This window comes from Erysipelothrix amsterdamensis, from assembly GCF_940143175.1.
GTDB classification, from domain to species: domain Bacteria; phylum Bacillota_I; class Bacilli_A; order Erysipelotrichales; family Erysipelotrichaceae; genus Erysipelothrix; species Erysipelothrix amsterdamensis.
Genome location: NZ_OW659496.1, coordinates 93147 through 117369, shown reverse-complemented (window position 1 = coordinate 117369; position 24223 = coordinate 93147). Strand labels below are relative to the sequence as shown.

The 24223-nt window shown below is 37.5% G+C and carries 16 protein-coding genes, 2 rRNA genes and 1 riboswitch; of the genes, 3 read left to right on the top strand and 15 right to left on the bottom strand.

The features are described 5' to 3' along the window. Positions 1-3: 3 nt before the first annotated feature. Together typA and NMG63_RS00505 are read right to left on the bottom strand one after the other, a co-directional pair. Positions 4-1815: a translational GTPase TypA gene (gene typA / locus NMG63_RS00510; protein WP_123172009.1), complete on the bottom strand. Its 1812-nt coding sequence runs from the start codon at positions 1813-1815 to the stop codon at positions 4-6. A gap of 152 nt (positions 1816-1967) precedes the next feature. After that, on the bottom strand, positions 1968-2909 hold the full coding sequence (locus NMG63_RS00505; protein WP_013852439.1) for an L-lactate dehydrogenase: 942 nt from the start codon (positions 2907-2909) through the stop codon (positions 1968-1970). Between the two features lie 96 nt (positions 2910-3005). Between NMG63_RS00505 and NMG63_RS00500 the strand changes: the two genes are divergently transcribed. Beyond that, positions 3006-4238 carry a hydroxymethylglutaryl-CoA reductase, degradative gene (locus NMG63_RS00500; protein WP_254007114.1) on the top strand — a complete coding sequence of 411 codons (1233 nt, stop codon included), beginning with the start codon at positions 3006-3008 and terminating at the stop codon, positions 4236-4238. Between the two features lie 26 nt (positions 4239-4264). On the opposite strand, the gene NMG63_RS00495 is transcribed toward NMG63_RS00500, so the two are convergent. The 7 genes from NMG63_RS00495 to NMG63_RS00465 all read right to left on the bottom strand — a co-directional run bounded on the left by NMG63_RS00495 (position 4265) and on the right by NMG63_RS00465 (position 10035). Then, positions 4265-4876, bottom strand: a complete 612-nt coding sequence (locus NMG63_RS00495) for a flavin reductase family protein (RefSeq protein ID WP_254007113.1) — start codon at positions 4874-4876, stop codon at positions 4265-4267. Then, on the bottom strand, positions 4866-5459 hold the full coding sequence (locus tag NMG63_RS00490) for an alpha/beta hydrolase (RefSeq protein ID WP_123172012.1): 594 nt from the start codon (positions 5457-5459) through the stop codon (positions 4866-4868). The genes NMG63_RS00495 and NMG63_RS00490 overlap by 11 nt, the downstream gene beginning before the upstream one ends. A 1-nt stretch (position 5460) precedes the next feature. Then, complete coding sequence (locus NMG63_RS00485; RefSeq protein WP_123172013.1) at positions 5461-5874, bottom strand: MarR family winged helix-turn-helix transcriptional regulator; 414 nt, start codon at positions 5872-5874, stop codon at positions 5461-5463. Beyond that, entirely contained in the window at positions 5874-6860 is a 987-nt protein-coding gene (locus NMG63_RS00480; protein WP_254007112.1) for a VOC family protein, read from the bottom strand. Before NMG63_RS00480 ends, NMG63_RS00485 begins: the two co-directional genes overlap by 1 nt. Positions 6861-7034: 174 nt before the next feature. Continuing rightward, a complete protein-coding gene (locus NMG63_RS00475; protein ID WP_254007443.1) occupies positions 7035-8021 on the bottom strand; it encodes an IS3 family transposase in 987 nt (328 codons plus the stop codon). Beyond that, complete coding sequence (locus NMG63_RS00470; protein WP_254006375.1) at positions 7994-8698, bottom strand: helix-turn-helix domain-containing protein; 705 nt, start codon at positions 8696-8698, stop codon at positions 7994-7996. The genes NMG63_RS00475 and NMG63_RS00470 overlap by 28 nt, the downstream gene beginning before the upstream one ends. A 77-nt stretch (positions 8699-8775) precedes the next feature. Beyond that, entirely contained in the window at positions 8776-10035 is a 1260-nt protein-coding gene (locus tag NMG63_RS00465) for an HdeD family acid-resistance protein (RefSeq protein WP_123172015.1), read from the bottom strand. Between the two features lie 254 nt (positions 10036-10289). Between NMG63_RS00465 and mutY the strand changes: the two genes are divergently transcribed. Further along, on the top strand, positions 10290-11273 hold the full coding sequence (gene mutY / locus NMG63_RS00460) for an A/G-specific adenine glycosylase (RefSeq protein WP_123172061.1): 984 nt from the start codon (positions 10290-10292) through the stop codon (positions 11271-11273). 60 nt (positions 11274-11333) lie between these two features. Here mutY and NMG63_RS00455 read toward each other — a convergent pair. The 3 genes from NMG63_RS00455 to NMG63_RS00445 all read right to left on the bottom strand — a co-directional run bounded on the left by NMG63_RS00455 (position 11334) and on the right by NMG63_RS00445 (position 14545). Then, a protein-coding gene (locus tag NMG63_RS00455; RefSeq protein ID WP_254006376.1) for an IS3-like element ISErh1 family transposase occupies positions 11334-12487 on the bottom strand; the annotation gives its coding sequence in 2 pieces (ribosomal slippage) (positions 11334-12214 and positions 12214-12487; 1155 coding nt in all). A 125-nt stretch (positions 12488-12612) separates the two neighbouring features. Further along, entirely contained in the window at positions 12613-13974 is a 1362-nt protein-coding gene (locus NMG63_RS00450) for an NCS2 family permease (RefSeq protein WP_254007111.1), read from the bottom strand. 66 nt (positions 13975-14040) lie between these two features. Beyond that, a riboswitch (purine riboswitch) is annotated at positions 14041-14143 on the bottom strand. 138 nt (positions 14144-14281) lie between these two features. Beyond that, positions 14282-14545, bottom strand: coding sequence for a hypothetical protein (locus tag NMG63_RS00445; RefSeq protein ID WP_123172017.1), 264 nt, complete (start codon positions 14543-14545; stop codon positions 14282-14284). A gap of 95 nt (positions 14546-14640) precedes the next feature. Here NMG63_RS00445 and NMG63_RS00440 point away from each other — a divergent pair, with 95 nt between their 5' ends. After that, positions 14641-15432, top strand: a complete 792-nt coding sequence (locus tag NMG63_RS00440) for a GNAT family N-acetyltransferase (RefSeq protein ID WP_254007110.1) — start codon at positions 14641-14643, stop codon at positions 15430-15432. Positions 15433-15486: 54 nt separating this feature from the next. Here NMG63_RS00440 and NMG63_RS00435 read toward each other — a convergent pair whose 3' ends face one another. The 3 genes from NMG63_RS00435 to NMG63_RS00425 all read right to left on the bottom strand — a co-directional run bounded on the left by NMG63_RS00435 (position 15487) and on the right by NMG63_RS00425 (position 24086). Beyond that, the gene (locus tag NMG63_RS00435; protein WP_254007109.1) at positions 15487-20808 is read right to left on the bottom strand and encodes a SpaA isopeptide-forming pilin-related protein; all 5322 of its coding nucleotides are present in this window, start codon (positions 20806-20808) and stop codon (positions 15487-15489) included. A 190-nt stretch (positions 20809-20998) separates the two neighbouring features. Beyond that, positions 20999-21112, bottom strand: a 5S ribosomal RNA gene (gene rrf, locus NMG63_RS00430). A gap of 76 nt (positions 21113-21188) precedes the next feature. Then, positions 21189-24086 (bottom strand): 23S ribosomal RNA (locus NMG63_RS00425). Positions 24087-24223: the final 137 nt, after the last annotated feature.

Below are 24223 nucleotides of genomic sequence, written 5' to 3'. Positions count from 1 at the left end.
TGATTAATCAATATCTGAACGACCTGCTCGTTTACGATCAATTGCTTTTAAATAACGTTTACGTAATCTTAGGAAGTTCGGTGTTACTTCAACAAGTTCATCATCACGGATAAACTCGAGTGCATATTCAAGTGTCAATGGAATCGGTGGTGTTAGCTTCATCGCTTCATCACGTCCCGAACTACGAACAGCAGTTGCTTTTTTATTTTTTGTTGGATTGACATCCATATCAGTATCACGTGCTGCAATACCTAAAATCATTCCTTCATAAACATCTGTTTGTGCACCAATAAAGAATTGTCCACGTTCTTGAAGGTTGAAGATTGAGTATGTCATTGATTTTCCAGTTTCAGTTGAAACCATTGAACCATTTGAACGTTGTGAAATTGCACCCTTCATTGGTTCATAACCATGGAATTGACGGATCATTGTTCCCTCACCATGAGTCATATTAATAAAGTCTCCACGGAAACCGATAAGTCCACGTGTTGGAACATTCCAGAATTGTTTAACCATTCCACGATCTTCTTCCATATTTGTAAGTTCACCTTGTCGTAAACTAATTTGGCTGATCATTGTTCCTGAATATTTTTCTGGCACTTCAACGATTACTTCTTCAATCGGTTCACATTTACGTCCATCAATCTCTTGTGTAATAACACGAGGTTTACTGATTGCGAGCTCATAGCCCTCACGACGCATGTTTTCAATTAAGATTGATAAGTGAAGTTCTCCACGACCTGAAACTTTAAATGAGTCTGCAGATTCGGTTGCTTCAACACGTAATCCAACATTAACTTCAAGTTCTTTTTCAAGACGTTCTTTAATATTACGTGATGTAACATATTTACCATCTTTTCCAGCAAATGGAGAAGCATTAACCATAAAGTTCATGGATAGTGTTGGTTCTTCAATTACGATTGGAGGAAGTGGCTCAACATGATTTACGTCACAGAGCGTATTTCCAATAGAAATATCATCAATACCTGAAACAAGAACGATATCACCTGCATAGGCTACATCAGTTTCAATACGTTTCAATCCATCATATGTAAAGATTTTAGAAACGTTTTGGCGTTTTGTATTTCCATCATTGTCAGCAACAACAACTGCTTGTCCACGTTTAACTTGACCCTTAGTAATACGACCAATACCTAAACGTCCAACATATTCATCATAAGCAAGTGAGGAAATTTGGAATTGTAACGGATCGTTGTCATAATCTGGGTAAAGTGGTGTGTGTTCCACAATCGTATCAAACAACGGTTTAATGTTTGTTCCTTCTTCTTCAAGTGTTTTTTGAACAATATATTTCTTCGCAATACCATAAAGAATTGGGAATTCTAATTGTTCATCAGTAGCATCTAGATCCATGAATAATTCATAAACTTCTTCGATTACTTCTTCAACACGGCGATCAGGTTTATCAATTTTATTAATTAATAAGATTGGTTTTAGACCGGCTTCGAGTGATTTTTTAAGTACAAAGCGTGTTTGTGGCATAGGACCTTCTGCACTATCCACAAGGAGAATAACTGTATCTACGGTTTTAATTATACGCTCTACTTCACTTGAGAAGTCGGCGTGGCCTGGTGTATCAACAATATTAATTTTGATGTCACCATAATTTACACTACAGTTTTTGGAATAGATTGTGATACCACGTTCACGTTCAATATCATCGCTGTCCATAACTTGATCTAGAACAACTTGATTTTCATGGAAAACACCAGCTGATTTAAGCATTGCATCAACCAATGTAGATTTTCCCGCATCAACGTGCGCGATAACTGCTATATTAATAATTTTTTTCATATACATCGTCTCTTTTCCTATAACTGTATCATTATACATGAATTGAACATGAATTGACAGAAAATGCACTCTTCATGCTTATTTTTTGCGTATAAGTTCACTTAAACGCTTACAAAGGAACACCATGTTAACGATTAACATGGTGTTCCTTATTATAAATTAGATTGTGAAACAATATCTCTTAACATCTCTGCAGATTCTTGAAGTGCTTCAACCTCGTTTGAACTGTACGGAACTTCAATAACATGTTTAACACCGGTTCTTCCCACTACTGTAGGAACTGAAATATAAACATCTTCGATGCCGTATGCGCCATCTTGAAGACTTGATACCGTTAAAATTGAATTTTCATCTCTTAAAATCGCATTCACAATACGCGTAATTGCGAGTGCGACAGCATAGTTTGTATACCCTTTTCTGTCAATAATTTCATAAGCTGCAGTTTTTACGTCATGCGTAACTTTTTGACGTGTTTCTTCTGTAAACTCAATACCAACATTCTCACAGTATTGGTCGATAGTAAGTCCTGCAACGGTCGTTAAAGACCATGTAGCAATTTCACTATCGCCGTGTTCTCCAATAATATTCGCATGAATGTTTCGAGCATCAACTTCAAATTTATTCGCTAACATCGATTGGAAACGTGCAGTATCTAAGACCGTTCCTGAACCAATAACACGTTCTGCTGGAAATCCAGACAGTTTATAAGTAATATGTGTCAAAATATCGACTGGGTTTGACACCACAAGTAAAATAGCATCGGGATTGTATTTTACGATATTTGGTACTAATTCTTCATAAATCTTAATATTACGATTTACAAGATCTATACGTGTTTCACCGGGTTTCTGAGCTAAACCCGCTGTAATAATTACAATATCTGAACCCTGAGTTTCTGGATAATCTCCAGCAATTATCTTAACTGGAGAAACAAACACGCGACCTTGGTCTAAGTCCATTGCCTCACCTTGTGCTTTTTCTTTGTTAATATCAACGATTACGATTTCAGATGCAATATTACTATTCATTAACGCAAAAGCTGTTGTTGAACCGACGAATCCTGCACCGATAATTGAAACTTTATTTGTTTTCATCATATCACTCCTTTTTTAATATAATACCACACCTCTCAATTCTACTTGGCATATATAATCAAATTCGGTATGATATTTATAAAAGGAGTGTTCATTATGTACAATAAATTTTATAAAAAAACGATAACAGAACGCCGTAATGTATTAAATGATCAAAGTCTCTACGATTTCGGTCTTGATATTCCTCTGGGACCGGAGATTTATGAACATATGATAGAAAATGCGGTTACTACATATGAAATCCCAATGGGTTGTGCTCCAAATTTTTTGATAAATAATCAAGAGTATGTTGTTCCTATGGTTACTGAGGAACCTTCTGTAATCGCCGCTGCAAGTAACGCTGCGAAAATCATGAAGAATAATGGTGGCATCCATGCTCGTATTCACAAACGTAACATGATTGGACAAATTGCGTTTGCGAATCCCCATAATCAAGTAGAAATGATTCAATACTTGGATGATAACCGAGATTTGTTATTTAAAATTGCTCGCGAAGCGTACCCTTCTATTGTTAAGCGTGGAGGTGGTCTACGTCATATCCATACTGCATTCATCAATAAACCTCATAAAACACCTTTTTTGATTGTATACTGTACGATTGATACTCAAGAAGCAATGGGCGCCAATATGATGAATACAATCTTAGAAGCAATTGGAAATCATCTTGAATCAGTTTTTGATGAACATCCGCTCATGGCCATATTATCGAACCTCGCAACCGAATGTTTGGTTGAAGCACGTGTTATAATCGATCCCCAAACACTTCGTTTCCCTGATGATATCGCTTTACGAATCCAACAAGCAAGTCATCTTGCTGAAGTTGATCCGTATCGTGCTACAACCCACAACAAAGGAATTATGAACGGTATCGATGCTGTAGTTATTGCTACTGGAAATGATTGGCGAGCAATCGAGGCTTCAGTCCATAGCTATGCATCGCTCACAGGAAGCTATCAACCGCTTGCCACGTGGTGTATAAATTCCGACAACATGATTGAAGGCACGATCAAACTCCCCCTCCCAATTGGTACTGTAGGTGGCTCCATCGCAATCCACCCTAAAGCACAATTGAGTCGTAAAATTTTAGGATATGAAAACGCCGAAGAGCTAATGATGATTTTAGCTTCGGTGGGGCTCGCACAAAACTTTGCAGCCCTTTATGCACTCACAACTGTAGGGATTCAAAATGGACATATGAAACTACAGGCAAAATCCCTTGCTTTAGCTATAGGGTGTCCGTCAGAAGATGTTGATCGACTTGTAGCGAAATTAATCAAAGAACCTAAATTAAATCAAGATATTGCGAAAAAATTACTGCAAGAATTATAAAAAGAAGCTCACAATCGAGCTTCTTTTTATTTAGGGCGTTTTAATGTAAATACTGGCTTAATTTCGGCGAATTGATTTCCTGCAAGACGTGCAATAGGACCGAATTTATTTACATCGATGTACTGATTCTCCTGCATAAAAATGGAATCATCGATATCCAAATGAAGTACTTTAAGTAAAAACAGATCTGTACATACTCCATCCTCATTTTCAATTTCTTGATGACTAAACAGTACAGTTTCTAGTTTTATCTTTACATCTTTAAGACTCAAAGTGTCAATCATCGTACTTGATTGTGTTTCGAGATTCACTTTAGATACTTCACTTTCTCCATAAGAAAGTGTCATCGAACTCTCATTCATTGCTTCAACATGCTCATGATTCGCAATATGAATCACGCATTCGCGTGTTTGTAAGAGATTCTTACTTGTATCTTTTAGTTTTCCATTACTTCGATTAATCGCAACCGAAACAATGGGAACTTCCGTTGAAACGAGACTAAAAAAACTGAAAGGGGCAAGATTTATTGAATCATCTGTGTTTCGAGTTGTTATCCAAGCAATTGGTCGTGGTACTACGCTTCCAGTCAATAATTTATAACGTTCTTTAGCACTTAACTCATGTGTGTTAAATTTCATAGAAATCACGTGCTTGTTTAATTTCTTCAGGAATTAATTGATGACCATGCTGCGTATGAAAGTGTGTTACAAAAATCTGAGATTTTCGCAATTCTTCAACCATTACTTCAATATCTTGGACATCCGTATAGGGATCACCCGTACCACTTGTTATAAATACACGGGTTTGTAGGTGCTTTGAAAATGGAATGCTCGGTTGTACATGCATTGGGTGAAATAAGAGTGCTTGTTTAAAGAGACCATAATCCATTTTTAGTAAATTCAATGTAATATTTGCACCGTTTGAATATCCTACGACAGATACCTCTTCCAAAGATCGATTATATGTTTTCAGTAATGTCATAATTTCGTTTTTTAAGATTACAGATTCGTGATTCAAACTTTCTAAATCAAATGTTTTCATATCGACTCGTTTAAAATATCGGTTCATTCCTGATTCCACAATATTACCTCGAATACCAATATATGCAGCATCCGGATCAATATAATGCGCAATCTGAACCATATCTTCTTCGGTACCACCAGTTCCATGTAAACCAATAATTGTACGTTCCGATTTCCCTGGTATCATTTTATGGATCATACTAGCCCTCCTTTCCTATTTTCTTTAAAAGATTTTGAAGTGTTACTTCTTCTTCTGACGTAAGTTTATCGAATCGCTTACGCATCACTTCATAATGCTTATTGTAGATAATTTCGATATCCTTTAAACCTTTAGGACTAAGCATAACATAGTTTATTCTGCGATCATTCTCGTCTTTCAATCGAACAACAAGACCTTTTTTCTCTAACTGATCTACGACATACGTCATACTACTTCCTGGTACAAGAACCGTATCACAAAGCGCTTGAGTGGTAAGTTTTCCTTTATGATAAAGCGCTTCAAGTGCTTGAAATTCATTAACATTAATTTCAAAATCTTTAATACTCTCTTTAACTTGTTCTAAGATATTTTGATGTGTGCGAAACAGGATCGTAAGCGTCTTAAGGTCTGTCATTAAAATTCTTCTTTCTTAAATTCGCGAGTACTACGAACTGTATCGAAATTTTTGATTTGTGACTCAATATAGTCACGCTTTGGACGAAGATGTGGTGGTAATGTCAACATCTCACCAAGAACTTCATAAGTTTCTTCATCATCAATAAACCCTGGTCCATCAGTTGCGATTTCGAAAAGAATATTAGGAAGGATTCGGATATAGAGTGAACCGAAATAGAAACGTTCTACATAACCCGAACTAGGAATCCCCATTTCAGATAACCCTCGATACCACTTCATAAGATCTTCTTTTTCATCAACTCTAAATGCAACGTGATGAACGCCCCCAAAGCCTTGAATTGCATTTGATTGTTCTCGATTCGCACGCACGATAACTGAACCCCCATTACCGCCATCACCCATTTCGTAGAGCGTTAATGCATTCTCTTCCATCGTCTTTCTCATTCCAAATATGGTTGAAAGAACTTGATGTGTTAACTCAACATTCGATACATCCATAAACATCGGACCTAAGCCGGTAATCGCGTAAGCATCCGGAATAGGACCCTTGTGCCATGGTTCTCCTGAAGCAACACCAACATTATTCTCATCAGAAACTAGAGCATAACGCTGTCCATCAAAATCCTCAAATGTGATTGCTTTTTTCCCAAAGAACATATGATCTGATTCAAATGGAATTTCAAAGTGTGTAAATCGTTTTTCCCAGTACACAAGTGCTTCATCGGAAGCTACTCGAAAACTGGTTCGAGATAATTCATTCGTACCACGCTGTGACTTTGTGATATTTGGAAAATCAAAAAATGTCATATTCGTTCCGGGATTACCACGGTCATCTGCGAAATAAAGGTGGTAAGTATGAATGTCGTCTTGATTAATATTTTTCTTAACAAGACGCATTCCTAAAATATATGTATAAAATTTGTAAATTTCTTCTGCACTGCTCGTAATCGCAGTTACATGATGTAGTCCTTTTAACTGTTTCATAAGTACCTCCTACTTGTATTACTATAATATTTCGAATTCGAAATATTATCAATGAATATGCTTAATACAAAATAAAAAGAATCCAAAGGATTCTGAACTGCTCCCTGTCAAGTAGACAGGTGAAATAAATAAAATATCCAAGATGATTTATCACTTTATGATGAATCATCTTTTTTATGCTACAAGTGACTGCATTTGTTTTTCTCTAATGTTTGACCAGTAAGCTTCAATCTTCTTGTTAGTTGGAATCGCGTAGACTACAGGTGTCTCTGTTCCTAGCGCTTCAGTTCGAACCATCATTGGTGTTTTGTTTTTGAAGCGTTTCTGAAGTCTCTTGTTGTTATAAAAATCAATATACACTTCAATTGCTTTCTTCAATTCGCTTCTTGTACTGAATTCATTAGGGTAGTACATTTCTGATTTGATTGTTCCCCAAAATCCTTCCATAGGACCATTATCAATACAATGTCCCACTCTAGACATACTTTGCATCACTCCTTGATCTTCTAGCTGTTTCCTAAATGCCCTACTTGTGTATTGGAATCCGCGGTCACTGTGAAATAAAGGTTTTGCCTCTGGATATCTCGCGATAGCTTTATGATAAGTATCAAACACAAGTTGATTATTGTTCCGATCACTTATTTGATACGCCACAACACTTAAATCATAAAGATCAATAATCGCACTGAGATATAGTTTCTTACTTGAACCTTTAATCTTAAATTCTGTGACGTCTGTCAGCCATTTTTCATTCGGTTTTGCGGCAAAGAAATTTCGATTTAAAATATTTTCAGCTGTGATTTCAGGAGTGCTTCGTGAATATTTTTTAGACTTTTGACGAATCACTGATTTCACCCCTAGCATCTTCATGAGTCTATGAATCCTCTTCGAGTTATATTGAACGCTATTCAACTCATTGATCCAATCCGTCATGCGTCGATAGCCTAAGATATGTCCAAATAGTTCATCATAATCAAGAATGAGATTGCAAAGCTCATGATTTTCAATTTCATTGCTTGTTTCAACACGATGCGTCCATTTATAATAACTACTTCTTGCGATTTTAAGTACCTTACACATCCACTGAATACTCCAGCCATGTTTATGATGTAGTTCCTGCACTGCGAGATACTTTACTTCTTGTTTTGCTTTGGAGAATATCGCCCCCTTTCGATTTCCTTCACTTTTTTTAATAGAATGTTCTCGCGTTCTTTCAGTTCGAGTTGTCTTTCAAGTAGTTTTACTTTACGTTCTAAACGTTCTTCATTACTAAGTTGATCTTCTTGTTTTCGCTTGCCACGTTTATCAAGAAGACCATCATCTCCCAATTCGTTATACTTTTTCACCCACTGATAAACCTGAGCATAAGAAAGTTCATAGCGCTCAGCAGTCCCCTTATAATCGTAGTCATGTTCAATACAATATGCGACAATTTCCTGACGCTCCTCAATTGTTGTTTTTCTACCTTTTGTCATATAGACTTCTCCTTTAGGATCGTAATCCTTTATAGTTTCAAGTCTATTATACTTTTTTATCCATCCGCGCAAAACCTCATGGGAACTTATACCATATTTAATACTAATATCTTTAAGAGAACCTGCGCCTTCAAGATAATCCCTAATTGCGGATTCCTTGAGCTCTTTCGAATAACTTTTGTTTCGATCTTTATCTGAAAAAACTTCAATACCATAAGTTTGATACTTTTTCACCCAACTACGTAATGTACTAGAATCAATAGATAATTCTTCAGCTATTTCTGGTGCACCTTTTATGCCATTCAAATATTCATTAATTGCTTGTTCTTTTATTTCGGCTGGATATTTATTCTTTCTCCCCATAGAAAAAGCTCCTCCTTTTTTGTAGTGCCCGATTTTATTTATTTCGGGTGTCTACTTTAAGGGGAGCTTATCATTCTTTAAACTTCTTTTTTTCGATATATTTCCCGCTTAACAACAATCGAACCGGGTTTATTTAATAAATTATCAAGATAATCATAATAAGCACCCGGTGTAATAACTCCACTCATTTGGAATAATTTCATACCCGTTGACTGAATGACATAATCAGCGATTAAAACACAATTTGTGGTAAAGACATTATAGGTTTTAAACTCACCCTCTTTAAACTTATAGTAATCGACAGCAGCACCTGCATCAATTAAATTCGTAAGATGATGTTCTTTCTTAGTATCAAGTTGATATGGCCACTTAAAATAATAAGCGGACTTAAACAACTCATCTAAACGCTTTTCCACAAATTCACGCTGTTCATCAGATAATTCACAAATAAAGCGAAATACAGTTGTATCATCGTCCACTGCATACTGAACATAATCGACTTCGCTTCCCACAATCATGACACCATCTCCATATGCCATAGATTTCGCACGGTTGAACGGATCATGAGCACCATAAGAGTAAATAACCCCGTTATAACCAATATCCAAATGTCCCATCCGGTTATAACCGTGATCTTTCGCATAAATATAGATTGAGATGTAATTTCCTTCAGTCTTCACGACCTTATCAATCACAGCATCTGGATTACTCTGAACCAATTTTCGTGTCTCTTTAACTAGAAAATAAGGATTCATCGCGGCTAAAAAAACAGGAGCAGATAATCGTACGCTCGTTTGATGACGCCACAATACGCGAGCTGAAGATATGATGGATACGATTCCAAAGAAAATCACGTACGAACCAATTTGAATATTCATTAAAAAGCGATTCGATACGCCACGCGTTAGTAATACAATACCCATTATTAAAGAAACTACAGAAGCGAATAGTTTAAAAAGTTTGTTTTTTTGTTTCTCATGAATTGCGACATAAAATTCAAGTCCATGAACAAGTGCATTAAACAAAGCCCAAATACCAAAAAACAATGCCATAATTTCAATATAGAGGGCCTCTTTATAAATAATTAAAGCTAGAAAAACACCGGATCCGAGCGCTATAAGTGCATCCGAAACACTTCGATTTTTTATAGATCGATATAAAAACAAAAGTATTGTTGCCGCTAACATCGCAACAAACATCCAATAGATTAACGACCATAAAATTTTATCTCTAAATATAAATAAAACACCAACTATCACTGTAAATACACCTAATAGAAGTTGGAAGATTAACGTGATCTTATCTTTTTTAGAAAGCGATTTTGTATAAGTTTCCATAATTGTCCTCTTCACATTTTTTCCCACGTTTATTATACCATTTATTCTTGATTTCCGCCCCGATTCCGTATATCATATAAGTAACAACTTGGAAAATAATGTAAGTTGTTACTGCAATTCATTGTCTCTCTTGAAATTTACTTCATGATTTCCTTCTTAACCACTTATGGAGTAAATGATAATGAAACGCACTATCTCTCTAAGAAAAGAGCACCGAGCTCTTTTCTTTTTATTTTATCGTGTATACTATCCTTATGAACTTTACAGAACGACTCATGGGCTGGTACCACGAAAACAAACGTGTGTTACCATTTAGGTCTCAAAAAGATCCTTACAAAATATGGGTAAGCGAAATCATGGCCCAACAAACACAAATCGCTACCATGATTCCCTATTATGATCGATGGATAAAACGATATCCCGATGTTGAAACACTCGCCAATGCAGAAATTGATGAGGTTTTGAAAATGTGGGAAGGACTCGGTTACTACCGTCGTGCACGAAACCTTCATGCCGGTGCTCAATACGTTATGGAGCATTACGAAGGTACGCTTCCAGCTGACAAAAAAGAACTCATGAAAATTCCAGGTATTGGTGACTACACTTCCAGTGCAATCGCCTCAATTGCTTTCAGTTTGCCTGAAATTGCAATCGATGGAAATGTAAAACGTGTTATGGCACGATACCTCAACTATACTGAAAATGTTAATACACGGGCTTGCCATAAATACTTTGAAACATTTCTTAAAGAGGAGTTATTATTAAATGGCGCTGACCCCAGTGACTTTACACAAGCTCTTATGGAGCTGGGAGCTCTTGTATGTACGCCAAGTAACACAAACTGCGAAGGTTGCCCTTTTAAAGAAATGTGCGCTTGTTATCGTGGTGAGTGTATCGGAACAATACCATTTATTCCTAAAGCAAAACCGGTACCCATTTATGAAAAATCAGTTCTGATATATCAGAAAGATGGCAGAATTCTAATTTCAGATGATCACGAAGACGGTCTGATGGAGGGACTTCTAAGATTGCCACAAATTGATGGAATTTTAGCACCAGATCCAGTATTCACCTTAAAACATAAATTTTCCCATTTACAGTGGAACATTTCTGTTTTTGAAGTTGATACCGTTAAAGACTTAAATCAAAATTGGTACTTTATTCCCCTAGAACAGTTACACAAACTAGCAATCATTACAGCTCATAAAAAGATTCTAAAAAAACTCAACTTATTATAAATAAAAACCACTCTTCGTTGGGAACTGACCTAGTTCCGTGGGACTAAAGAAAAAACCAAGTTAGGATGAAGTTAACCGATAATTTACGGGCGATTGATATCCTAGCTTTTCTTGTATTCGATTTTCATTGTAATATTTTAAATAGTTTATCACAGTTTGTGATACAATTTCAGTAGAACCCTTTAGTTCTGGGTTTAATTCGAATGTTTCACACTTTAGAGAGGCATGAAACGATTCGATAGGAGCATTATCAGCGGGTGTCCCCTTACGGGACATACTCATGGTAATGCTTTTATTTTTTACTCTAAGTTGATACTCTTTTGATGTATAGACACTTCCTTGATCAGAATGAAGAATACATGGCTGAACGATATCCGGAAGTTGATTTAATGTATCAACCACACATTCTAGGTTTTGTCTGTCACTCAATGTAGACGCAATAATCTCACCATTATATAAATCCATGATCGTAGATAAATAGAGCATTTTATGGCCATAAGGGATGTAAGTGATATCTGTCACCAATTTCTCTAGAGGACGTAGTGATTTAAAGTCGCGATTAATGATATTGGGCATAATGATCTTCGGATTTTTGTTTTTTCGATACCGTTTGACCTTAACACGGCATTGACATTGGTGTTTCTGCATTATCTTTTGAACAGTATTCTTATTGATAATTCTTTCTTTTCGAATTAATGCAGTTATTTTTCGATATCCATAACGAAATTTATTTTCTTTACAAAGTTCAATTACTAATGCTTCATTGACAGAATAATTATTAGAATCTAGTTGCTCTTTTTTAGTCCAACGGTAATACGTTGACTTAGGTACCCCAAAAAGATTCAAGATATCTTTAATTGATACAGTGTTGCGATACTCTTCAACGAGCTTGATGATTATTTCAGGAACCACATCCTTTCTCTTTCCAAATACTTTTTTAATAGTTCAATTTGTTGCTCCAAAGATTTAATTCTAAGTCTTTGTGTTTCTTCGACCGTGTCTCCTTCAGGCCCTTTTCCAAAAGTATATTGCTTGCCTACAGGTTGAGAAAATCGATAGTGTTCACCATTTCGATACCATCTCCACCATGTTTTGACTTGTGTTACATTTTTTATTCCAAGTTCAGTCTGAATAAACCTGCTTGAGTATCCTGCCAATTTCATTTCTATAACTTTCATCTTTGTCTCATAGCTATGCATAGTTCGTGTTCCCATATAAAAACCTCCTATATTGAACTATTTTACAATAATTCTCATACAAGAGGTTTTTTTCTTTAGTCCCACGGAACTAGGTCAGTTCCTTGAGTGGTTTTTATTTATAAGGATATATTTTAGTGACCTTAGCTCATTGCTGTAATTACAAAGTTCAGAATAAAGAGTAACGCACTTCCATAAACAATTGGATGGACCTTTGATCCACGTTTCATTGATACCTCTACGATAATATAAGCAATGAAACCACATGCAATACCATTTGAAATACTGTAAGTTAGAACTGTCATAATAACTGTGAAAAATGCTGGAACAGCTTTTTCAAAATTAGTCCATTCAATATCACCAAATGAAGCACTCATTAATATACCAACAACAATAAGAGCAGGTGCTGTAGCTGCTGCAGGGATTAAACTAACAACTGGTGCTAAGATAATACTTGCTAAGAAACATGCTGCTGTAACAACAGAAGTCAGTCCAGTGCGTCCACCGGCCCCAATCCCGGCAGAACTTTCAACAAACGTCGTAACATTTGAAGTTCCAAGAACTGCTCCTGCGGTAGTTGCGATCATATCTGCAAACAATCCACGTTCTAATTTTGACTTCATTCCACTTCCAGATTCTAAAGAATCTTGATCTTCTTGAGAAAAAATCCCTGAACGACGACCCGTACCAATAAATGTACCGATTGTGTCAAAAGTATCTGTTAATGAAAATGCAAAGATAATTGGTAGAATTTTAGTTAAATTATAATTTGTAAAGAGACTCACAAGACCTTCTTGACCCAGTGCCTTACCAAAAATTTCCCCAAATTCTTTAAAGATTACTGAGAACCCAACAGTTGACTGTGCGGCTCCACCGAGTTGAACAACTCCCATTGGAATACCAATAACAGTCGTTGCAAGGATACCAATCAAAATTGCACCTTTAACTTTTTTAAGCATTAATACAATTGTAATGATAAGTCCGATTACTGCTAAGACAATACTTGGATCTTTAAAGTTTGTAATTGATGGTACAGCTCCAAACTCGATAAACTTGATGTTAAGAAGTCCAATATAAGCGATAAACAAGCCAATACCTGCGCTGATTGCTAATTGTAATGTTTCTGGAATTGCTTTGATTAGATGTTTACGAATATTTGTGACCGTCATAAACATATTCAACAATCCACAGATAAATACCATAGCAAGTGCTTCATAAGGTGTAAAACCACCTACTAATACAACCGTATAAGTAAAGAACGCATTCAACCCCATTCCTGGTGCTTGTGCGTAAGGGATATTCGCAAATAACCCCATAATTAATGTACCAATTACAGATGCAAGAATTGTTGCTATATAAACCCCATTATACGGCAACCCTGATTCAGATAATATTTGTGGATTAACAAACAGTATATATGCCATCGCAAAGAATGTTGTTATTCCAGCCAATACCTCCGTACCAACTGTTGTATTATTTTCCTTGAGCTTAAAGAATTTTTCCATTTTATCTCCTCTCCTTAGCTTTCTTCTGATTAAAAAACCAAATAAAAAAAGATCGGGAGAAAACGATCTTGCGAGTTTTCACCACGATAGTCGATGTGTTTACGGTACATCGGTAGATACTACCCAACCATATTATGGGTATTATATTTGGTTATTAATACATGGATAGTATAGGTTAGTTAAAGTGTGAATGTCAACCACGTTTAGAATCTTCTCTAAAATAAATTAGAGTATTTATAGAAAACCGATATTTAATATCACGACATCGATCTCCATAAGTGAATATATTTTAAAAAAAGGAGAGAAATTATTCTATCTCTTCCTTTACTTCAGTATCTTCGAGTCCACGACGTGCTTCCTTTATCGACTCTGCAGACCGCTCTGCTAATTTATCCATATTAGGAACATATTTCCCTTTGGATTTCTTGCCCTGTTCATCTGCGGAACGATAGAGTCCATACAAACTTACAATAATACCAAACCATAATAATATCTCATTATTGCCTAATCCGATTCCTAACAATAAAATTGAAATACCTGATAGTTGTAATCTTAAACCATGATCTGCCATAATGCCCTCTTTTCTAGAACTTATTATACATTTTTTAGTTAATAATACAAACGTCCGCAATGTCCGTGGTACAATATTTATCATGAGGTGAAAAAATGTACGAAATCATACAACTTAATGACCGTACATTAAAAGAACTTACCGATGTGGTAAACCATTCTTTTGATGACTATGCGGTTAAAATTAAACTAACTGAAAAACAACTAAAAGACAAGCTTGAAAGTGTAAATACCAACTTAACGTATTCCTTTGGTGCGCTCTATGAAGGAAGATTAGTAGGTTTCATTATCAATGCTACTGATGGAAATTTAGCTTATAATGTGATGACTGGTGTACTCCCTAAACATCGAGGAAAAGGTGTTTATTCACAAATGTTTGATGCCACATTAACTTTTTTTAGTTTATACGGTATTGATACATACCAACTTGAAGTGCTACAAACTAATGAAGAAGCCATCAGACTTTATACCCGAATGGGTTTTGAAAAAACAGCATCTTATGTTTGCTTTAAAGGTTCAGCATCTAAACCAAACCTTGATGAATCCATCCATTTCCATCAAGGTTCCCTAATTGATCAACTCAGTCATTTATGGCATACTGAACCGTCCTTCTCAAACAAACACTTTAATGAATTGGAGCACAAAACCTATACACTTGAAACGGATGATATAGATGCTTTCATAACTTTGTCATCAAGTGGCGGTGTACGCCATTTTGGTTACACCGCAATTTCAGATTTTGAAAGACTTATTTCTCATGTTAGTACGCAGCATAATATGCTTATTATCAACAATGTCGATGCCCGTAACACAGAAATTATTGAATGCTTAATGAATCTCGGATTCGATTTATCTATAAAACAATTCCAGATGGAATTATCAATCTAATAAAAAACACATAGCCTCAGGGGAACTTGGTCTTCCCCGAAACTGTGTGTTTTTTTATAGTAAATTTCTTCTTCGTTTCCCTTTTATGATTAGATATGCCCCTGCCGAAATCAGACTTACTGAAATTTCAAGTGTATAATTTTGCTTCGATACACCTGTAGCTGGTAACTCTGGCTCCTTTGGAATTGTTGGCAACTCTGGAATCACCGGCTTGTTAGGCTCTTCTGGAATTTGAGGTATCGTTTTTAACTGATTTTTAAATCTCACCGTTCCATCCGGATTATGAACCCCCACAATCATTTCAATTGGTGTTTCATCCAACTCATAACCTTGTGGTGCCTTCACTTCTTTAAAATAGTAAGTCCCAAATTCAAGATTATTGATTTTGATAATCCCTTGATGTGCCGTTACAAATATTTGAGCATCATCGCTTGAAAGTGACCATGTATTCATTTCCGTAAGGTATTCAATACTCCCTTGTCCTTCGCGATATAGAATAAATTCTGCATCATTTAAATACTTACTGCTATTATTTGTATCTACTTTAATCAGTTCTAAGGAACCTTTTGGTTTAGCTAATTTTGTGTTCTCAACAACAATTTGTACTGGTTTCGAATCATTTACCCCCTCTACGAGGACCTTATGAGGGGTCGCATCCAATGCATAGCCTTCTGGTGCGACGATTTCCTCAAAGAAATACGTTCCTAATTCCAAGTCATCTACGGAGATAACCCCTTCTACATCGGTTTTAAAACTACGAGCACGATTTCGATCCTTACTCCATTGATTATCCGTTGTTAGATACTCTGGATCGCTCGCATTCTTAAAGATAATAAATGAAGCGCCTTCCAATAAGTGACTTGGATCATCCGCATCTACTTTAATCAGTTTAATTGACCCTTTTACTGTTTCAATTTTTTTATTTGTAATTTCGATAAGAACCGGTTGATCGTCATTAACACTGACTTTATGGGGTTCTGAATCTAATTCATAACCAATTGGTGCCTCTGTTTCAATAAATAGATAGTCACCCAAATCGAGATTTTCGATTTCGAGCAAACCTGCTTCGTCCGTACTCAATGCGAGTGCTTCATTTTTATCATCCGACCATTTCCCTGATCCTGCATAATAAGATCGGGGTGATGTATCCGTAGCAAAATTAAAGGTTGCTCCTTCTAATAAAATTGTGGAATCCATTGAATCTGTCTTCTTCAACGCCACTTTTCCCTTTAAAACGGGAATTGATTGATTCGTAGCTACGACATTTGTTGTAGTGTTGATTAAGGAATCAAGCTTGGCTGAAATTGGTGTTGTATCCAATTCAAACCCCTCAGGGGCACGTGTTTCTTCAAAATAATAGGTTCCATCTTTCAAACCCTCTACTTTAATCATACCATCCTGACCTGTTCTCATAACTTGTGCTTCGTCTTTCGCCAAACTCCACTGAGTGGAATTGACTCTATATTCTTTAACCTGTTGATCATTGAATCGGTAGAAAATAAACTCCGCACCTTGAAGTACTGTTGATTGATTCTCTGCATCAACTTTCAATAGTGATACCGAACCCAATGAAGCGAGAAGTTTTTCATTTTCAAAGATTACTGTAGCCGTTGATACGCTACCATCTAAAACAAGCGAAACGGGTGTTGGATTTAAATCATACCCGTCAGGTGCTTTTGTTTCTAAAAACACATATGTGCCTTTCGCAAGATTTTGTTCACTAATTTTACCTGTGCCATCCGTTACGTAATTCTTCGCCTTGGCTTTATCCTGATGCCACGTATCACTTACAGTCCGATACTCGAGCCCATTTTCGCCATTGCGATATAATATGAACTCCGCTCCCGCTAATGTAAGATTAGTATTATTTTTATCAACCTTCGTTAAACTGATTTCACCTAAGAAGGATGGTTGCTTGCTGTTTTCAAAGGTTACAGATGCTGCTTTCGTTCCACTGGTAAAATCAAGCGATACTTCTTTTTCAATAACCGCCTTTTCATAACCCTCAGGCGCTTTTATTTCCCTAAAGGTATAAGTTCCTTCTTTTAGTCCATCCACCTCAACAACGCCGTCTTTATTCGTTATAAGGTGTTTTGCATCGGCTTCAGAAGATGACCAACTTCCTGCTGCAGTATAATATTGATTATCGCGAATTAAATAAAATTCTGCACCTAATAAAACCTTGCTTTGATCATCAGAATCAACTTTAAGTAACTTAATAAATCCTAGTTCTTCGACCTTCTTCTTATTCTCGAAAATGACCGAAGTTCGTGGCGGATTCACAGCATCCGTAAGTTCTACCTGTAAACTTTCTGCAATAAGATCATATCCTTCCGGAGCTTTTGTTTCTTTAAAGTAATACGTTCCAAGTTCAAGATTATGTATTTGAATGATTCCGCCTTGATCTGATTTAAAAAGAGCTGCATCATCAATATTATTTGACCAACGATTTGCACTTACATAGTACTCAGGATTTTTATCATTGCGATAGAGTTTAAATTCAGCTCCCTCTAGTACTAACGACTTATTGTCTTTGTCAACTTTCTTCAACTCAATTGAACCAGTTGGTTTAATTTTTTTATTAGAAATCTCAAATTCATAATCTTTGATTTTTGATGCTTCATCGATATCCAACTTGAGTGGATTTGAATTAATTTCATATCCATCTGGTGCTTTAACCTCTTTAAGATAAAAAACACCGTATTGGGGTAGATTAATTTCTGCTATTCCGTCGCTTTGTGTCACAAAGTGTTTCGCTTCACTCTCTTGGGCACTCCACTTCATGTTTTCAGTTAGATACTCTTTAACACTATTTTCTTGATAAAGAATAAATTCAGCGCCAGCTAATGTTTTTGTTGTGGTGTCTTCGTCCACTTTTTTAACTATAACTTTAGGCTGTGGTAAGTTTGGTATGTCTACTTTTATCTTAACCATGTTTTCATTGTTATTTTGGGTAAGATTTGCATCGTAAATTTTCGAACTGGTAATGAAACCATCTGGAGCTTTAATTTCTTTTATTTGATAATTTCCTAATCGTAGATGGTTTACATGAACTTTTCCTTCATTATCTGAAATGAGATGATCCGCTTGTGATTCCTCAAGAGTCCATGGATTATCTTTATCACTGATTCCTTTATAAAACTTAGTAACTTTACTTCCACTCTCTTCAACTGTTTTGGAAAGAATAAATTCCGCACCTTTCAGCTGGTTATTTGAAGTTGGTTTTTCATTGATTGATGCATCAAATTTATCAATCAAAATCGAACCTTCTGGCATCCCAGGAACAATCGGTTTCCATGGTTCTTCTTCATTGTCATATGCTTTAAACAATACCTGAGGATTGGTACTAGGATCTTGTCCCAGTTTGATTTGTACAGGTTCTGGATTTAAATCAAATCCCTTAGGTGCTTTTGCTTCTAAAATATAGTATTCTGCTTTATCATCCTTGGGAATAAGGAGTCCATCAACAACCGCCTCACCATTGGTATTTGTAATGATATGTTTGGCAAAAAGAATATTTGAAGACCAATCTGTAAATTCTCCAAATCCCGTATAATATTCAGTAATCTCTCTGCTACCTTGAGTATCATCCGCTTTATATTTTTTATAGAGAATATACTCCGCATCACCAAGGGGTTTCAGATCTGACTTATCGCCATATTTAATCATCTTAAAACCACCATGTTCGGGTTTATTTCCTGTTTTGTTGTTTTCAACATCCAATTTTAATGGCCTCGCTGTCGTATGGTTTACGGTTACATCTGCAACAATCGGTTGTGTTAGTATTTCATATCCATCCGGTGCTTTTACTTCTTCAACCCAATAACGACTAGGAGCAAGATTATGAACACTTACTTTCCCCATTCCATCTGTTTTCAAAACACTGGCTTGATCTTTATCTGTTACCCACGATTCGAAAGCATGGGTGTCTTGATTCACGACTGCATAAACTTTCTTCGATTTGATGTGCGTAAAGAGTTTGAATTCTGCATGTTCCAAGACTTTACTTTGGTCATCAGCATCTATTTTATTTACTTCTATGGAACCCGTGTCTTTTGTTCTGTGGATCCATTTATTTCTAAAATTATGAACCTCTGCACCCAATCGTTGATGTAAATCATGAGAAACTAGAAATCCATTAATATTACCTGAAGCTAAAACTACTGCAGCTTCAGGTGCAACAACACTACCAATAATCGTAGCGCCTCCTCCTTCAGATGCACTTCCATTATTGGATGATCCGGTTGCATAGTTTTTTAGATATTCTTTATTATAATTTAATGTTTTATCATCGTTAAGTCCTGGATTATCAACAGTAATACCAGTAGGTGCTTTGATTTCATTCCAACTTACGCGGTTATAAAAGTTTGTGACTTGTTGTGCTTTAGGAAAGTAGTATAAAACCTTGTTTGCATTATTTACAGCAATATGATGCTCGGGTCCTCGTGAAATATCAAGTACTGCATTATTTCCAGAGTGATTTGTAAGATAATTTCCTTTAAATACAATTTTTTCAGCATGTCGTTTGATTCCACTTGCTTCACGATCAAATGATGTCACAACAACCTGATCAATCTTATCACTATCGATAATTTGTTTATAATCGAACCCTAGCGCTTCGAATATAACAGTACCTTCTTTATCTGGTACAACGTTTACCACAAGAATGCGGTCATCAATCGTAGACTGGTAAATATCATACGAAACATAACGACCATCTACGTAATCTCCCAGAGTTTTCATTTGCTTTCCATCTTCGCCTAGTAATGGTTTAACCATACTTGTTACACCACTTAAATCTTCTTCAAGCATATCGATGCTAGCAGATACAGATTTAAGAATATTTTTGTATTGTGATTCGTTTATATCTCGTTGTTTCCCTTTTGAGAGGTTCATATTAAAAGCTTGTTCTTTCCATGAATCAATGTCTGATGAAACAAGCCAACCTCTATTTGAGCTTCCTTCCCCAATAGTTGGATACTTTAAATTTGTAGGATGATCATTTGGGTAATAATTATTTACCTGACCACCAATTAATAATGCAATATTTTGATCAGGATCAATAGGCTGCCCAACTCCATTATTGTCTGATTCAAACATCACTCCGTAACTAAATGTATGAAAATCTTTAGAAAGATTTGAGTCCTTATTAACAAACATTGGCCCCTCAACATCCGCCGTATTAGCAGAATGATATCCACTAATTAACATATTGTAATAAGAAAAGTCACCAGCTTTTTCTTCCTCTTCTGGTGATAATCCTTGTGACTTATTGTAACCAGTTAGTTTTTCATCTGTAGTTACTGCTTTGATTGTAAAGGTAGACGAGGCAATCATTAGTACGCTTAATATAAGAAATGTTAATTTTTTAGTCATTTTATTCTCCTTTATATCACTTAATCAATTTTACGCTTTTATAAGTGATTATAAAGCGATTGAATGAACTTCACTATCTTTTCAACTACTTCACATTTATTTGATATTAAAAATCAAATATAAGACTATATAATTAAATTTAAGAAAAAAATATATATAAAAAAAGACACTCTAAATAGAGTGTCAAATTACCTGGCGATGAACTATCTTCACTAGCGCGTGGCTAGATATTGTCGCCGCTAAAGTGCTTAACTTCTGTGTTCGAGATGGGAACAGGTGTGACCACTTCGCTAAAATCACCAGATCATAGTGCATTAGAGAGATGAACTCTCAAAACTGAATAACAGAAATTTGATCTTTTTCGAATCGTTGTATCTTTTGTGATTAAAACCTCGACCTATTAGTATCAGTCAGCTCCACATATCACTATGCTTCCACCTCTGACCTATCAACCTGATCGTCTCTCAGGGGTCTTACTACTTACGTATGGGAAATCTCATCTTGGAGTTGGCTTCGTGCTTAGATGCTTTCAGCGCTTATCCAGTCCATACTTAGCTACCCAGCGATGCCCTTGGCAGAACAACTGGTACACCAGCGGTATGTCCATCCCGGTCCTCTCGTACTAGGGACAGCGCTCCTCAAATTTCCTACGCCCACAACAGATAGGGACCGAACTGTCTCACGACGTTCTGAACCCAGCTCGCGTACCGCTTTAATGGGCGGACAGCCCAACCCTTGGAACCTAATTCAGCTCCAGGATGCGATGAGCCGACATCGAGGTGCCAAACCTCGCCGTCGATGTGAACTCTTGGGCGAGATTAGCCTGTTATCCCCAGGGTAGCTTTTATCCGTTAAGCGACGGCCCTTCCACTCGGAACCGCCGGATCACTAAGCCCGACTTTCGTCCCTGCTCGACTTGTAGGTCTCGCAGTCAAGCACCCTTCTGCCTTTACGCTCGTCGATTGATTTCCAACCAATCTGAGGGTACCTTTGGGCGCCTCCGTTACTCTTTAGGAGGCGACCGCCCCAGTCAAACTGCCCACCTGACACTCTCCCGGTACCGGATCACGGTACGCGGTTAGAACTTCAAACATACAAGAGTGGTATCCCAATGGCGACTCCACATATACTAGCGTACATGCTTCATAGTCTCCCACCTATCCTGTACATGTAGGCTCAAAGTTCAATATCAAGCTACAGTAAAGCTCCATGGGGTCTTTCCGTCTAGTTGCGGGTAACCGGCATCTTTACCGGTACTAAGATTTCACCGAGTCTGCTGCCGAGACAGCGCCCAAATCGTTACACCTTTCGTGCGGGTCGGAACTTACCCGACAAGGAATTTCGCTACCTTAGGACCGTTATAGTTACGGCCGCCGTTCACTGGGGCTTCAGTTCAATGCTTCGAACGAATTCTAACATATTCCCTTAACCTTCCAGCACCGGGCAGGTGTCACCCCCTATACTTCGTCTTGCGACTTTGCAGAGAGCTGTGTTTTAGTTAAACAGTCGCTTGGGCCTCTTCACTGCGGCTCTTACGAGCACCCCTTCTCCCGAAGTTACGGGGTCATTTTGCCGAGTTCCTTGGCAACAGTTCTCTCGCTCACCTTAGGATTCTCTCCTTGCCTACCTGTGTCGGTTTTGGTACGGGCCAATACATAATTAACGCTAGAAACTTTTCTTGAGAGCTGGCATCAGTTACTTCGCTACTTCCTCACGGGTTCACTCCTCGTAACGCCTTTGCTTTGCATGGCGGATTTGCCTACCATACAGCTCCTTCGCTTAAACCAGCACTTCCAGTCGCTGGCATAACCTAGCCTTCTCTGTCATTCCTTCACTTATGTATCGGGTACAGGAATATCAACCTGTTGTCCATCGACTACGCTTTTCAGCCTCATCTTAGGTCCCGACTTACCCAGGGAGGACGAGCCTTCCCCTGGAAACCTTAGGCAATCGGTGTGTCAGATTCTCACTGACATCTCGCTACTCACACCGGCATTCTCACTTCTATACACTCCACTGCTCCTTACGGTACAGCTTCAACGCAGTATAGAACGCTCCCCTACCATTTATTGAAACAATAAATCCATAGTTTCGGTATCATACTTAGCCCCGGTACATTTTCGGCGCAGGGTCACTCGACTAGTGAGCTGTTACGCACTCTTTAAAGGATGGCTGCTTCTGAGCCAACCTCCTAGTTGTCTGTGCATCCCCACATCCTTTTCCACTTAGCATGAATTTTGGGACCTTAACTGATGGTCTGGGCTGTTTCCCTTTCGACTACGGACCTTATCACCCATAGTCTGACTGCCAACTACTATCCACTGGCATTCGGAGTTTGATTATATTCAGTACCCCGAGATGGGGCCATCATACATTCAGTGCTCTACCTCCAGTGGCCTTACATTGACGCTAGCCCTAAAGCTATTTCGGGGAGAACCAGCTATATCTGAGTTCGATTGGAATTTCTCCGCTAGCCACAACTCATCCGCCAGCTTTTCAACGATGGTCGGTTCGGTCCTCCATTTGGTTTCACCCAAACTTCAACCTGGTCATGGCTAGATCACTCAGTTTCGGGTCTACCACAATGTACTATATCGCCCTATTAAGACTCGCTTTCGCTTCGGCTCCGTCTCTTCAACTTAACCTCGCACATTATGAGTAACTCGCCGGTTCATTCTACAAAAGGCACGCCATCACCCATTAACGGGCTCTGACTTCTTGTAAGCATACGGTTTCAGGATCTATTTCACTCCGCTTCCGCGGTTCTTTTCACCTTTCCCTCACGGTACTGGTTCACTATCGGTCACTAAGGAGTATTTAGCCTTACCGGGTGGTCCCGGTTGATTCCGACAAGGTTTCTCGTGCCTCGCCGTACTCAGGATACCACTAGAGTATCTTACGCTTTCGTCTACAGGGTTTGCACCTTCTTTGACTGGCCTTTCAATGCCATTCGACTAGCTTCGATATCCCACGTTGTGGTCCTACTACCCCATCACGAAGATGGTTTGGGCTCTTCCCGTTTCGCTCGCCACTACTCAGGGAATCACTTTTGTTTTCTTTTCCTCTTGCTACTAAGATGTTTCAGTTCGCAAGGTTGCCTCATCATAAACTATGTATTCATTTATGTGTAATACTGCATAACCAGTATTGGGTTTCCCCATTCGGATACCCCCGGATCGTTGTGTACGTACCACTCCCCGAGGCATTTCGCTGTTAGTCGCGTCCTTCATCAGCTCTTAGTGCCTAGGCATCCACCGTACGCCCTTACATATTTAATCACATGTAATTTCGCGCCCTAATTCTTAAAATCAGGTTTTTTTTAACGCTTATCGCTTGATAAGCTGTGTGTTTGCTTTGATTGCTTACTTAATTGCTTAAGTTACTGTTTTTGTTTAACTTGATGTAAATCTAGTTT